The sequence below is a fragment of the Leadbettera azotonutricia ZAS-9 genome, assembly GCF_000214355.1.
Lineage (GTDB): Bacteria > Spirochaetota > Spirochaetia > Treponematales > Breznakiellaceae > Leadbettera > Leadbettera azotonutricia.
Map to the genome: position 1 here is coordinate 137,987 of NC_015577.1, position 13,790 is coordinate 151,776.

At 48.2% G+C, this 13,790-nt stretch carries 15 protein-coding genes; 10 read left to right on the forward strand and 5 right to left on the reverse strand.

The window, feature by feature from the left end:
• Window positions 1-101 precede the first annotated feature (101 nt).
• Window positions 102-515, forward strand: a complete 414-nt coding sequence (locus tag TREAZ_RS00630) for a hypothetical protein (RefSeq protein WP_015709844.1) — start codon at window positions 102-104, stop codon at window positions 513-515.
• Here the strand turns inward: TREAZ_RS00630 and TREAZ_RS00635 are convergent.
• Window positions 512-1,207, reverse strand: a complete 696-nt coding sequence (locus TREAZ_RS00635; RefSeq protein ID WP_015709845.1) for a DUF2259 domain-containing protein — start codon at window positions 1,205-1,207, stop codon at window positions 512-514. The two genes, TREAZ_RS00630 and TREAZ_RS00635, sit on opposite strands and share 4 nt — an antisense overlap.
• A gap of 77 nt (window positions 1,208-1,284) precedes the next feature.
• Between TREAZ_RS00635 and TREAZ_RS00640 the strand changes: the two genes are divergently transcribed.
• On the forward strand, window positions 1,285-2,118 hold the full coding sequence (locus tag TREAZ_RS00640) for a hypothetical protein (protein WP_015709846.1): 834 nt from the start codon (window positions 1,285-1,287) through the stop codon (window positions 2,116-2,118).
• Here the strand turns inward: TREAZ_RS00640 and TREAZ_RS00645 are convergent.
• Entirely contained in the window at window positions 2,113-2,718 is a 606-nt protein-coding gene (locus TREAZ_RS00645; protein WP_015709847.1) for a diacylglycerol/polyprenol kinase family protein, read from the reverse strand. The genes TREAZ_RS00640 and TREAZ_RS00645 overlap by 6 nt on opposite strands.
• Window positions 2,719-2,988: 270 nt before the next feature.
• Here TREAZ_RS00645 and TREAZ_RS18715 point away from each other — a divergent pair, with 270 nt between their 5' ends.
• The 4 genes from TREAZ_RS18715 to TREAZ_RS00665 all read left to right on the forward strand — a co-directional run bounded on the left by TREAZ_RS18715 (window position 2,989) and on the right by TREAZ_RS00665 (window position 6,827).
• Window positions 2,989-3,201 (forward strand): YbhB/YbcL family Raf kinase inhibitor-like protein, encoded by a 213-nt coding sequence (locus tag TREAZ_RS18715; RefSeq protein ID WP_425357472.1) that lies wholly within the window; start codon window positions 2,989-2,991, stop codon window positions 3,199-3,201.
• 282 nt (window positions 3,202-3,483) lie between these two features.
• A complete protein-coding gene (locus tag TREAZ_RS00655) occupies window positions 3,484-4,227 on the forward strand; it encodes a hypothetical protein (RefSeq protein ID WP_015709848.1) in 744 nt (247 codons plus the stop codon).
• Window positions 4,224-5,327 (forward strand): serine hydrolase domain-containing protein, encoded by a 1,104-nt coding sequence (locus TREAZ_RS00660; RefSeq protein ID WP_015709849.1) that lies wholly within the window; start codon window positions 4,224-4,226, stop codon window positions 5,325-5,327. The genes TREAZ_RS00655 and TREAZ_RS00660 overlap by 4 nt, the downstream gene beginning before the upstream one ends.
• A 78-nt stretch (window positions 5,328-5,405) precedes the next feature.
• A complete protein-coding gene (locus TREAZ_RS00665; RefSeq protein ID WP_245535068.1) occupies window positions 5,406-6,827 on the forward strand; it encodes a GGDEF domain-containing protein in 1,422 nt (473 codons plus the stop codon).
• Window positions 6,828-6,838: 11 nt separating this feature from the next.
• On the opposite strand, the gene TREAZ_RS00670 is transcribed toward TREAZ_RS00665, so the two are convergent.
• Entirely contained in the window at window positions 6,839-7,510 is a 672-nt protein-coding gene (locus TREAZ_RS00670; protein ID WP_015709851.1) for a DUF1361 domain-containing protein, read from the reverse strand.
• A gap of 54 nt (window positions 7,511-7,564) precedes the next feature.
• Between TREAZ_RS00670 and TREAZ_RS00675 the strand changes: the two genes are divergently transcribed.
• From TREAZ_RS00675 to TREAZ_RS00685, 3 genes are all read left to right on the forward strand, one after another.
• Window positions 7,565-8,695, forward strand: a complete 1,131-nt coding sequence (locus TREAZ_RS00675; protein WP_015709852.1) for an AI-2E family transporter — start codon at window positions 7,565-7,567, stop codon at window positions 8,693-8,695.
• Window positions 8,696-8,759: 64 nt separating this feature from the next.
• A complete protein-coding gene (locus TREAZ_RS00680) occupies window positions 8,760-9,917 on the forward strand; it encodes an FIST N-terminal domain-containing protein (protein WP_015709853.1) in 1,158 nt (385 codons plus the stop codon).
• 22 nt (window positions 9,918-9,939) lie between these two features.
• Window positions 9,940-11,676, forward strand: coding sequence for an ATP-binding protein (locus TREAZ_RS00685; RefSeq protein WP_015709854.1), 1,737 nt, complete (start codon window positions 9,940-9,942; stop codon window positions 11,674-11,676).
• On the opposite strand, the gene TREAZ_RS00690 is transcribed toward TREAZ_RS00685, so the two are convergent.
• Window positions 11,673-12,905 carry a dicarboxylate/amino acid:cation symporter gene (locus TREAZ_RS00690; protein ID WP_043922637.1) on the reverse strand — a complete coding sequence of 411 codons (1,233 nt, stop codon included), beginning with the start codon at window positions 12,903-12,905 and terminating at the stop codon, window positions 11,673-11,675. The genes TREAZ_RS00685 and TREAZ_RS00690 overlap by 4 nt on opposite strands.
• A gap of 113 nt (window positions 12,906-13,018) precedes the next feature.
• Here TREAZ_RS00690 and ndk point away from each other — a divergent pair, with 113 nt between their 5' ends.
• Window positions 13,019-13,462, forward strand: coding sequence for a nucleoside-diphosphate kinase (ndk, locus tag TREAZ_RS00695; protein WP_015709856.1), 444 nt, complete (start codon window positions 13,019-13,021; stop codon window positions 13,460-13,462).
• A 112-nt stretch (window positions 13,463-13,574) separates the two neighbouring features.
• On the opposite strand, the gene TREAZ_RS18365 is transcribed toward ndk, so the two are convergent.
• Window positions 13,575-13,781, reverse strand: coding sequence for a hypothetical protein (locus tag TREAZ_RS18365; protein ID WP_245535069.1), 207 nt, complete (start codon window positions 13,779-13,781; stop codon window positions 13,575-13,577).
• Window positions 13,782-13,790 lie beyond the last annotated feature (9 nt).

Sequence of the window (13,790 nt, forward strand, 5' to 3'; positions counted from 1 at the left end):
GAATTCCCTTGCGCATATACCCTATATGGCATTGGGATGCAGGGCGCTTTGGTTTTTGCCCGCTTTTTTTTAAATTTCATTTAAATTATCATAAATTTGTTATGGAATTTGAAATTCTCCGCCTCCACCTTGCAGCCCCCCTTGTTTTCGCTTCCTGCGAAGGCGCGGAAATTCAACCGGATCCTTTTGCGCAGATTGAAGGGGGCAGCGAATCCCTTTTCTGTTTTGGACTTGAACCTTCTGAAAGCCTGAAGTTTGAACCCGATTTAGCAAGGCTTCTGGGCGATCCAGAGACCGAAAAAAACACTCTTCTCCCCGCCGGACTGTATATGTTTTCCCAAATGCGTCAAAGGTTGAAAAGGGAGGAAATTTTGGAAATGGCAGCGGAGATTCAAAAAGAGGCGCTTTGGCAGCGATTGATACTCGAACCCCGGCTTTACCTCCGTTATCTGCACGAAGACGGCCGGGGGGTGACCCAGGTTTTTAGGCCTTTTAAAGAAGCTTCGGAGGATTAGAGGCGCAGGGCTTCTACCATGTAGCGGATGTCATAATCCCCGCCGTTCTGCTTTTTCATCTCGATGACAAGAATCATGGAGCCGTCCTGGGGGGCTATCATCACCTTCCTGATGCGGTAGGCCGCGATCTGGGGGCGTTTCAGCTGGGGGGTGCCCACTGTGTAGGACCTCCGGGTGCCGTCTTTATTGGTCCGTTCAAGGTTGATATAGAAAGAGGACTTGAGGGTTTCGCCGGAGCCTTCGACTGTAGGCACAAGGGTCGCTTTGTAGGAAGACCCGGACTCGAAATCGCGGAATTCCACGGAATCCAGGGGGCTTGCCAGAGGGCCGTCCAGGGATATGTAGAGAGGCTGGCCCTGGAGCAGGAAATTCACCTTGTAGCGGTCTACAATGGCTGTGTTCCTGGTGATAATGCGGTAAAGGGCGCCTGAGCCATCCTGGCCTGCCACAACCGGAGCATCGTGGGCATAAGTGAATTTCCCGCCTGAAACAAAGTTGTTCCGGGGCACGTCAACCACGAAAAGGTCGGCCCAGGGCTTAAGGCTTGCGATCTGAACCCCGTATTGGGCGAACATATAGGTCTTGCCATCGGGAGAAAAGCCGAGATCAACAAATGTGGCGGTATCCCCTGCCCAAAGGGCAGCGCCAAAAGTAAGGCTTATTATCAGAACGCAAAGCATTTTCTTCAACATGGGGTTCTCCTCTTTATAACTATCGGAAGAAAAGCTCAAGTCTTGAGCCTTGTACCCGAATAGTCTATGCTGTGAGCATGACCTTGTCGGTTCGGAATAACTGCTTTAAAGCAGGCATAATTGTCTCGGCCCTGGCCCTCGTATTGATTGCGGCTTCGGCCTATCTGGCTTTCCCTGCCTACCCTGATGCCGCAGGGGAAAGCGCCCGGCGTGCCTCGGGACTCTTCCAGGGCATCGCATCCGATTTGCTGGAGGGCAATCCATACGCGCCCTTTATATCCATGCTGGCGGCAGTGTTTTATTCCCTTATAAGCCTTACGCTGATTTACTATTTTTTTGAAAAAACCCAGTCCCCGGAGATTTTCTATGTGGCCCTTTTTGTCATGTCCCTGGCTTTCGAATTCCTGCGGATTATGGTGCCCCTTAGCATCGCCATGGAACTCTCCAATATATACCTGCTCTGGACCTCCCGGGTCCTGGTTTTTGGGCGTTATTTCGGCCTTTTTTCGCTCTTTGCCGCCTCGATCTGCGCCTCGGGCCTGGAGATACAAAAACAGCAGAATGTGATCTTTGTCATTATTGCCGCCGCCCTGATCATTGCCCTGGGCATACCCATAGACGGCCTTTCGTGGGATTCTTCCCTGGCCATGCTCCTGGGCTTTCCCGGAATGTTCATAGTTGTAGAAACAGGCGTACTCCTCATCACCGTGGCCAGCTTCTTGGTTTCTTCCTATACCAGGGGGGTAAAAGAATATGTTTTTGTAGGATTGGGGACCCTTCTCGTCTATGCGGGCAGAAACATGCTCTTGCACGCTGATACCTGGGCAGTCCTGATGCCTGGGCTCTTCATCCTGGCAGCAGGAACCTGGTTCATCTGCACATGGCTGCATAAGGTGTACCTTTGGCTATAGGAAGGCTTGAACAGCAAAACCCACTGCTATGGGCAGGGCAAGGTTGTCGTAATCTTCAAGGGGAAGAACTTCTACAAGGGTAGCGGTGATGGCAGCAGCCAGGGTTATCTGGATGCTGCCCGAAACTTTGATAGCCGCCATAAAAACCGCGATAAAACAGGCCATGGAGCCTTCGATGCTCTTTCCCAGCATGATTGAAGGCCGGTGAACCCCAAAAAACTTGCCTATAAGGCTTGCAAAGCCGTCCCCAAAGGCCAGCGCATAGATGGCAATAGACGCCGCAGGCGAAGGGTAGAGCAGAAGGGCCAGAAGGGCCCCGAGGCCCAGGGTTACAGGCCCCAGGACAAAATGGCCCCTATCCCGGGACCGCGAAGCAATGCTGGTAAGGGAAGAAACAAGGGGCACCTTCACCCCCAAAAGGCGTAAAGTTTCGAAACAGGCATAGAGCAAAGTCCCTGCCGCAAGGATTGCCACAGTAAGCGGCTTGCTTACAGCAGCCATGGTGGGGCTTAAGGCAATGAGAAAATGTATGCTTTTACGTATACATTCTGTTTTTAGCTCCCTTGCGCTTGGCAGCACATGGAAACGCAAATCGCTCATGTGAATATTATATCAAGTTTCATAATAAAAACCAATCAGCTATGGCAGCCCCAATGAGGATAACCGTCCGGGCGGTCAAGGCGGCGCAGAACCAGGGAAGACCTTCCCGGGAATCCGCCAGGCAGCAACAGGCGAATCGTATAACGCAAGCCTACAGCGGGCAAAATTCGTATTTTTCTCCATTTTTGAAAGTTGTTGACAAATTATCTGCATTTGCTATAACATTTTATACCGTAGTTAACGGGGGAAAATATACCAGGGTCAGAGTATATAGGACCTTATCCGCCGCATACCTATGATCATAATTACAGGATTGAAGTTTTTGCCCTTAGGCAAGCACCCGGAACCAGCATTGGAATTTTTGATCAGCCAAATAATTATACAAACACGGTGAACCAATTGAACAATGCCGACGGTGGCAATAATATAATTGGCAGGGGTCATATAATCGGTAAATATAAATATGGCGATAATAACCTATAGCATCATCACCGTACGCAACGGTCATGTTGAAACGCCTTTTTAGGACGCCACCACCAAATTATTATTTTTTGGTATTTCATTGACTCATCTTATTTGATGAATTTGCTGAATTAAATTCATCTTATTTGATGAATTCAAAAAATCATTATTTTTTATGATTTTCCAGTTTAAATTCTCCAAGTTTCTTTTTCATACTTTCCATTGGATTTAGATTCAAACACAAACGCTCAAATCCCTTTACAAAATCTGTTCGATAAATTAAAATAGTACAGGAGTGGATATTTGAGCTTTCATAAATATAGTATTGCTGTATTGATGATGATTATCCTTAATCCGGTTTATGGACAAATAAAACAATCGCATACAATCGTTATAAGCTTTTTGCAAATGAAAGAGCAGTTTAATCTTGGCATGGTTTTTAATGGCGCGCAGTTGGAGTATTTATACGGCATAACATGGAAAATTGGAGATTCCGAAGTGCAGTATCAACCAAAACTTTCCTTTGGGGCAGGTTTTAATCGAGGAATGATCGGTTATCAAATTAAAATATCGCCAATAAATGCTTCGTGGACTATGCCGGTTCTTAATGAAAATGGGCATACCTTAAAAGCAGGCGCTCATTATACAATGGATTACGGTTATCAAATGTACCCGGATTTGCATGGCGGACATTTGTTCTGGGCAAGTGAAATTGGGTTTTCGCCAATTATTCAGTATAGCTATCAATGGAACCAGACACGTATCGGGTTTTCGGCACAAAATTCTTTATTAGGGTTTGTTTCGCATACTCAAAAAAACGATCCCTATTTTTATTCGTTCAAAGCGAGCGATTTCTTTATCCATCCGCATAAGGATATGCAATTTGGAAGTTTTAATAAATACAATCACACAATTATCGCAGTCGAATATGTCCCCAATGTTTCCAAAATTCATTCGTTCTCATATGAATTTGATTATTTTGAAACTAATTATGGGATAAAATACGAAGACTTGAACCACAGCTTATTATGGAAGATGTCATTATGAAGCAAGCAAAAGCATTTTCAAATATCGTTTTTTTGTTATTTGTTTCATGCATGTCAAGTTCATGCCTCATGGAAAAGCCGCTTAAAATAACGTTTGGGACGTATGCTCCGCCGGCTCTCGGTGATGGATGGGAAATTTCTGATCCGGTTGCGGAAAATATCAATAGTGCACAGTTAGACAACATATATCGCTATGTTCATAATGACGGGGATTTATGGCAAATCAGGAGTCTTCTTGTATTCAGGAATAACAAGCTTGTGGCTGAAAGTTATATGAAAACAATGGATGACAGAATTAATCCCGGAGCGATATGGTCGGCGACCAAGCAATTTACCGCCGTATTGGCCGGGATAGCTGTTGACAAGGGATTGATAGACATCAACGCGCCAATTTCTATGTACCTTTCACAAACACCTTCATCAAAAAGCGAAATAACAATAGAGAATCTGCTTATGATGAAATCCGGTATAAATTTTGACAATGACGGGTTTAAAGGCGAAACATCCCAGCTATTGCGCGAGGAACCGTCGAACAGCGTAAATTTTATATTGAATTTGAGCATGCGTAATTCGCCTGGCACTTCTTTTTATTATAATGACGGCGATCCGCATATTGTTTCAGCCGTAATACAATCAGCGACAGATAAAACAGTATGCGGCTGGGCCAAGGAAGTTCTATTCGACAAAATTGGAATGGAAAGAATACAATGGTTTACCTATAAAGACGGCGTTACCTTGGGGGCATTTGGTATTCTGACTACGCCCCGGGAAATGGCAAAGTTAGGTCAGCTTGTGCTCAACAACGGTGTCTGGAATGGAGAGCAGATTGTCAGCGCCGGCTGGCTATCGGAAATGACCTCGGCAAAAGTTCCCTCAAACGAAACAGGGGAGCAAAATATCGCCTTTGGATATTATTGGTGGAGGGATACGGCCCGCGATATTTCAATAATGCGTGGCCATGGCGGACAATATGTGTTTATCAATAAAGACAAGAAATTAATGGTGGTAATAACAGCGGAGCCTAATACGCAGGATGATTTTCAATTATCCTTGCATCAGGGGCTTGCGCTATACGATGAAATAAATAATGCCGCGAATTGATTCCGGACAAAGTGTATACAAAAGTAGACAGCCCCCAACGGTGTAGCATAAGTGCGGTTATTGCCCTATACTACGCCCATGGGACAGCGAAGAAAGGCCATGCGCTCAGTGGGCAGCCGGCTGACAGCATTAATCATCTTTATGATCGTGGCAATAAGCGCTGTTACGATGATAGTCGGGTATATAAGGTTCAAAGGCGCAACGGAAGACTATTATTGGAGGCTGGGCGAGACTACTGCGGGCATTATAGCCCTGACCATCAATGCCGATTCCCTGGACAGATACCTTGAAACCCTGACCATGGATGAAGAGTACAGGGGAACCGCAGAGCTGCTTGCAAAAGCGCGGGACGAATGCGGGGCCAAGACATTGTATGTGTTTACCATGGCGGACGAGGGGATCTACTATATATTTGACACCGACACTTCGGATATGGCGGCTGAATTAGGGGATTTTGACCCGTTTTTGTATGTCGATGAAGATACAGGCAAAACCGGGCCTCTGTATCCTGAAGCCACAGAGCAGCAGCTGCGGAATGGCGGAAAAATTGACACTATCATGGGCATTACCCAATACGGCTGGACAATAACGACAAACGAGCCGCTTTACGGCAGCGACGGAATGTGCAAAGGATATGTAGGTATTGATTTTGATGTTAACCAGGTGGTGGCCGAACGCTCGGCATATCTGTGGCAGCTTGCGATTATCATACTTATAACTACAGTGGTTTTTACGGTAATTTCCCTTTATATCATCAGGAAAATCATCATCCATCCGATCAATGTCATAGCAAAAGCGGCGGACAGCTTCCTTCTCAACAGCCTGGAGACCCCTCCGGAAAACACGGCAGCGATTGGCGCATCCGAGATTCTGTCCATGGAAATCAATACCAAAGACGAGTTCCAAAGCCTTGCCGAGGCTTTGAAATCCATGGTGCGGAAGATAGACGAGCATCTTATCAACCTGAGCATTGTCACCATCAAATCAGAAACAGACGTGCTGACTGCGCTTTGGAACAGAGGCGCCTTTGAACAGCGTGTGAGCACCATCCTGAATCTCCGGCAGGAAAAAGATCAGATTAATGCCTTTATGATGATCGATGTGGATTTTTTCAAAACTGTTAATGATCATTACGGTCATGCTGCAGGGGACAAGGTTTTGTGGGAATGCGCGCAGGCTTTGCAGAAGGTGATGCGCGGGACGGATATTGTCGGCCGCCTGGGGGGCGATGAGTTTGCTGTTTTTTGCAAAAGCATCGGCTCCGCCGCCATTGCCGAAAACAAAGCGCGGCAGATTCGCGATGAATGGCAAAAGATCATACCCCCGGGCGGCGAAAACGGCATCACTGCAAGCATCGGAATATCCTTTTCCCCGTATGACGGGCAAGGCTACCAGGAATTGTTCAACAAAGCGGACACGGCCCTCTACAAGGCAAAAGAAGCCGGACGGGATCGCTTTGTTGTTTCCCTTACAGCATCACCCCTTCCTTGCATATCATAATTTCCCGGTAATCATTTATTTCGTTTCCGTATAATATAAAACGACCAGTATATGATATTCAAAAACAGCCCCATAAAAATAGTCATACCCCAGGTTGTCTGGTGTTCGAAAGGATTGATAAACCGTGCGCCTATATCGTTCAATACCTTGAAAGGTCTTGTTATAATATCCCAGCTGTTCCAGCGGAGATACCTGCCCAGGTAAACGCCGAAGCTTCCTGCGAACAGCAATAGTGTGGATATTATTTTAATATAAACCCATTTTATTTTCCTGCTCAAAATTCCTTCAATATCCCAGAGGCTCAAAATGCCAAAGAGGAGCCCTGTCCAGGCGAAGGACAGGATCAGTATGAGGTCGAACCAGTCAGGTATGGAGGGAGTCTGGCGAAGATGGAATAGATCCGTAAAGATATAAGGCGCATTTGGAAAAAAAATGAGCCAAAAAAGCATGATAGTGCCTATGGTGATTTTGGAATGCTGGATATTCGTTTTCATAACCGCAACGCTGGTCAATGCCCAGGGCACAAAGGCCAAAAACAAATTCCAGTTTAAAAAAAGGAAAACCCTGGTGCCGGTATATATGTACCTGAATACAGATGCCCCAAAGCAAAAAAGCGACAATGCAAGCATAAAAACTGATTCATAAAGCCTGTTTGCCCTTTTTAATGATCTGATTGGGTTCATGCAGTATCATACCATACATGACAAAACTTTCAATATATGATATGCTAACAATGTATGAAAGATCCGAAAGAGCGCTTTAGGGATTTTAATTCCGGCAGGGCGAATTTTTTTCTTGTGGCAATCATCACCTGCATTTTGGCAGGGGCAGTGCTCAAGCTTACAGCCTCGGTGATACTTCCCTTTACAATTTCCATATTGCTGGCTTTTGTGATGCGCCCGCTGGTTGCTATTCCGGAAAAATTCCGCGTGCCAAGGCTTTTCTCCATACTGCTGGCGATGGCGGTCGTGGTAGCCGGACTCACCTTTATAGGGGCCATGCTCTTTTCATCTGTCAGGGGCATCCTTACCCTCTACCCCAAGTACGAGGACAGGCTCACCGAAATCTACCGTTACCTGGGCCGTTTCTTCGAGCTGCCCTACGACGAGCATCTTTCCTTTTTCGAGAACCTCTGGGGCCAGTTGGGCATACGCAGCAGGGTCAGGCTTATCACCCTTTCCCTGTCGAACACTTTCCTCACCTTCCTTAAAGACGCGGTCATGGTGGTAATTTTTGTGGTATTCCTGCTTTTCGAGGCGGTGTTCTTTAAGGAAAAAATCGAGACAGCATTCGAGGGCAAGCAGGCAGGGCAGATAAAAAAGATCACTACGGATATCATGAAAGAGATAGGCCGCTACCTTTCCATCAAGTTTATTATCTCCCTGGCGACAGGGCTTATTGTGGGCATCGCCCTCCGCCTGGTGGGTCTGGAGTTTTCTGTTCTTTGGGGCATTGCCCAGTTTATCCTGAATTTTATACCTGTCCTGGGGAGCATCGCCGTGGGGGTTGCCGCTTCGGTGTTTGCCCTGCTCCAGTTCTGGCCTGATCCTGGTCCGGTGATCGCGGTAGTCGCCATCATGCTGGCAGCCAATATGGTAATCGGCAATGTGCTTGAACCCAAGATCATGGGGGACAACCTCGGTATTTCGCCTATCGTGGTGCTTCTTTCGCTCCTTATATGGGGCTGGCTCTGGGGTTTTGCGGGTATGATACTTGCGGTCCCCATGATGGTGATTATCAAGATAGCCTGCGAAAGCGTGCCGGTGCTGGAACCCATTTCCATAATGCTGGGTTCCCGGAAGGCGGTAATGGCAAAAAAGAGCGAAGCCCAGGCCAAAGAGGCCGGTTCTGAAGAAAACGTTCCATAATGGAAGGAATTGAATAAAAATTCGAAATATTGCGTTTTTTTTCCGAATGTGATATTCTTAGAGTATGATCAAAACAATAATCCTTCAAACCGCCGAAGCGGACGATCCTGAAACAGCCGTTTCCGGCATATTGGCCCAGCTTCAAAAAAGCGAATTAAAGAGAAACTCGGTCGGTTTAATCAGTTGTTTTGCTGATTTTATCACCTCAGGCGTGGTGGCCGCTTTGGCAGAGAAGCTTCCCTTCCCTATTGCGGGCACTACCACCCTTGCAGCCGCCGCAACAGGCATACAGGGGGAGGTCCTCCTTATCATCACTGTCCTTACCAGCGATGATGTGGAATTCGATGTGGGCATTACGGACCCGATTTCTGCGGAGGACGACAAGCCCCTCAAGGCTGCCTGGGACAGGATCGCGGGCAAGCGTGCCGACAAGCCTTCCCTCATGCTGAGTTTCGCCCCCCTCCTGATGAATGTGTCCGCCGACTTCTTTGTGGAAGCCTGGACGGCTATTACCGGGAATGTGCCCAATTTTGGGACTCTTGCAGTGGATCACAACCCTGATTACCATGAGTCCCAGACCATCCTGAACAAGGAAGCCTCAAAAGATCGCTATGTTTTCGTTCTTTGCTATGGCAAGGTTGATCCCCTCTTTTTCATCGCGGGCATCGCTGAAGAAGAAGCTTTCAGGGAAAAGGGGATTGTGACCGCCTCCCAGGGCAATCAGCTCAAGGGGGTCAACGGTGTTTCGGTCGCGCAATATCTCACTTCCCTGGGCCTTGAAAAGGACGAGAATGGCGCTATCAAGGGCGTCAATGCGTACCCCTTCATTCAGGATTACAAGGATGGGACCCAGCCTGTTATCCGTGTGATGTTTGCCATCACCCCTGATGGTTCCGCAGTCTGCGGCGGCAAGATCCCCGTGGGCGCAGAACTGACTGTTGGTTTCATCAATGCCGAGGGCGTGCTCGCCTTCTCGGAAGAAGCCCTGAAAAAAGTCGTGTCAAAAGCGGCGGACCGATCTGTCCTCATCTTTTCCTGCATAGGCCGTTATTTTTCCCTGGGCTATGAAAAGAATGCCGAGATAGATAAAACTGTGCAGATTATGGGGGATAGGCACTTCCATTTAAGCTATTCGGGTACAGAGCTTTGCCCTGTATACGGAAAGGACGGCAAACTTACCAACCGGAGCCATAATGACACTATGGTGATCTGTGTACTTTGACAGGCGCTATTGATAGGTACTAATGGAAGAAACTAAAGATTTGGCGGCCGAACTTAAACAGGCCCAAATTAGCATTAAAAAACTCGAACGGGAACTCAAGCTTAGCAATGCGATTATCGAGCGCAACAGGATCACCAATGATGCCAAGGATAACCTCAGCAAAATTATAGAAGAAAAGAAGTCGGAACTGGAAAAGTACATGAACCTGCTCCTCGAAAACTGTCCCGACATTATCATGATTTTTGACCGCGACGGCAAACTCGTTTACTGCACCGAGATATTCCTCAAAATTGCAGGCATCCAGGGCTTTGGCATGATAGCCGGCATGCACTACCACGAGATACTCGTCAAATTCACCAGCCCTGAATTCGTGGCAGAAGCTGAAGCTGTTCATGAAAAACAGCAGGAAAAGGACAGCCGCACGGAGCTCATGCACGGAGTCATAGATTTTGGAGGCCAGGGCAAGCCCCGGGACTACACCATCCAGGTCAGCCCCATGCATGATGAGCAGAATAACAGCATAGGCGCCATGGTGGTTTTTTACGATGCCACCGACCTTCTCATTGCCAAAAGGGAAGCAGAAAACGCCAACAAAGCCAAATCCGATTTCCTCGCCACAGTGTCCCACGAAATACGCACCCCCATGAATGCCATTATGGGCATCTCCACCATGATGGCCGCCACGGAGCTTACGATAGAGCAGCGGAACTATTTGAAGAACATTCAGAATTCCTCCAATGTGCTGCTTACCCTGATAAATGACATCCTCGATTTTTCCAAAATCGAAGCCGGCAAGCTTGAGCTGATCCCCGAGTATTTCAGCCTCTGGGGATTGCTCCGCCATTTGCGGGAAATGTTCGAACTCCTCTTCCCCGAAAAGGATCTTTCGTTCAACTGCGTTTATTCCGAGGATCTTCCGGAAGTTGTTTTCGGCGATGAAAAACGCATAGGCCAAATAATCACCAATATCCTCAACAATGCCCTCAAGTATACCCGCGAAGGCGGCGTAACCCTCAGGGCAACAAGGGCAGCAGGCAATGCAGAAGGAGAGGACTTGATCAGCATTGCCGTCGAAGATACCGGCATAGGGATTAAGGAAGATGCCATATCCCGGCTCTTTACTGCCTTCGAGCAGCTCGACCAGGTGCGCAACAAAAACGTGCAGGGCACGGGCCTCGGCCTTGCCATTACCAAACGCCTTTGCGCCATGATGTCCGGCGAGATCAAGGTCACAAGCGAGTACGGCAAGGGATCTGTCTTTACTGTTACCCTCCCCCTAAAGCAGGGCAGGCCCGAGGATCTCGTCCAGGAAGAGCTTATCGTGATCCCCTTTATTGCCCCTGCTGCCCGGGTGCTTTTGGTGGACGATATTGAAATAAACCTTGATGTGGCTTCTTTCCTGCTCAATTCTTTCGAAATCACCCCCGACACTGCCAGAAGCGGGGTTGAATCCATCGAAAAAGTGAAAAGCCAAAAATACGATTTAATCCTCATGGATCACATGATGCCCGAAATGGACGGCGTTGAGGCTGTCCGCATTATCCGCTCTTCAGACCACCAGAACGCCGGCATTCCCATTATCGCGCTTACCGCGAATGCCGTCTCCGGCGCCAGGGAAATGTTTCTTTCCAATGGCTTTAACGGCTTTCTCTCAAAACCTATGGATCTAAAAGCCCTTGCCGAAGCCCTGCTCCGCTGGCTGCCCGCAGAATTGGTTGAAAAGGGAAAAACCCATCTTAGCATGCCAGGGGAAAATTAAATGAAATGCCCCACCTGCTTGTCCTCCTGGAATCCCGAAGTCCTGCCAATCGCATAGCTCGCAAATGAAGCTATCATCACGTCGAGGAAGGTTCCCACCGCAATGAGGTAGAAGGCGAGGGGTTTCAGGATGAGATAGCCCGCTTCGAAGCCCCGGCCGTAGCCAAGGCAGAGGACCGCCAATGCGGTGTAAGCCCCGTCTCCGGGGTGGCGGGCAAGCAGAAATGAGATGACAAAGGCCCTGGCGCCGATGGAGAAAATGTCCCCCGGGGCTATGGGCAGGCTGATGTAGGATTTGATGATAACGATGAAGGCTGCGGCGGCCACCATGGCGCTGCCTGCCCTTCCGAATATCGTAAAGAGCGACACGGTTACCGCATTGGAGCGCCGGCGTATCCCCAAATTTTCCTTGGCATGGCGGAAGATCACGGGGAGCGAAAAATTAATATCCCCGGAAAAGAAAGACGCCAGAGCCTGGCCCAGGGAGCCATAGAGCACAACCCAGGGGTTGCACTTTGGCGTGATAAAATAGAGGAAGAGAGGCAGAATGCCGAAGCCCAGCACCAGGCTGAAGATGCCCAGCTTCATGATAAGATCCCGGTAAACATCGGCCTTAAGCACATTGTGGAACCTGATGGCCCAATACGCCGCCAGGGCTATCATCACAATAGCCAGGATCTCGGAGAAGAACGAAGCAATGTGGTAAAAAATCCGGGAAAGCGAATCGATGATCGCAATGACCGGTTTGGTGTAGTTCCTGTCATACGAGAGGCCTATGCCAAGAAAGAAGGCGAACACATATACGGGCAGCAGATAAATGCCGTCGTTTACCAGGGCGCTGAACATATTCGAGGGGAAAAGCTCCAGCACACTGCCTGCTGTATTGAGCGAGACAGTCTCAAGCTGCTCTTCCATAAAAATGGGAATGTGGGCAGGAGGGAAGAGGAGTATTGTAATAATACCTGCGGCAATCACAAAAACCGCGCAGGCTATAATCACCAAAAAAGAACGGAAGGCCAGCCCCCAGAACTGCCCGTCCTGCCTGAGCTCATAAATCGCGATGGTCAGGGAAAACACAAGGATAGGCGCCACAGCATAGCGTCCAATCCGTATGGCAAGCTCTTCGAGCCAGGCAAGGCCCCTTAGTATCGTCTGGTTATCGGAAGGCAAAAGACTCCCTACGATGATGCCCAACAGAGAACCGATTAAAAGTTTAAGCCAAACCCTCATTCAGCAAGCATACTTGAAAGGGAGACCCCCTGGCAAGGCATGGGATCAGGTCAGGTGATAAAGCCTACCGATTCATGTTGATTTCGCGGCTTTAGCCTGTTAGACTGCAATTTATGGAAAAGACCTTTGTCATGCTGAAGCCCGGAGTATTCCAGCGCCGCATTGTCGGCGAAGCCCTAAGCCGTTTTGAAAGGAAAGGGCTCAAAATAATCGCCCTTAAGATGATGAATTTGACCAAAACCCTGGTGGAAGCCCATTACGCAGAGCATAAAGGCAGGGATTTTTACGAAAAGCTCGTGGAATACACCCTTTCGGGCCCGGTTATAGCCATGATCCTCGAGGGAGATGAGGCTATCATGCTGGTCCGCCGCCTTGCAGGCGCTACGGATGTGCGCGAAAACCTCCCCGGGACCATCAGGGGCGATTTTGCGGCCCATACCAGGCTCAATATAGTCCACGCTTCGGACTCGCCGGAGAGCGCAAGCCGGGAAATCTCCCTTTTCTTCAAGCCCGAGGAGCTATGCCTCTGGGAAGACGGCAATGCCAAGTGGTTTTAGCCTTGAAAAATCTTTTTGAGCTGCTAATTGAATAAACCCCAACTTAGGGATATACTCAATGGCAAGGTAAAAAGATATGCATGTATCCCAAGCACTAAATTACATCTTAGGCTCATGGCTTGTCCTTCTCCTTATCTACGCTGACTACGCCCGCAAGTACAATACCGACAACTACCAGCGCTCTCTTTTCTTCAAGATGCTGCTCTGCGCTTTTATCTCCATGAACTGCGATTTGGTCTATTTTCTTCTTGAGGGCCTGCCTGGGAAGGGGCTTACAACATTCTTTTATATATTGAATACTATATATTATATTTTTCAAATATTGTTA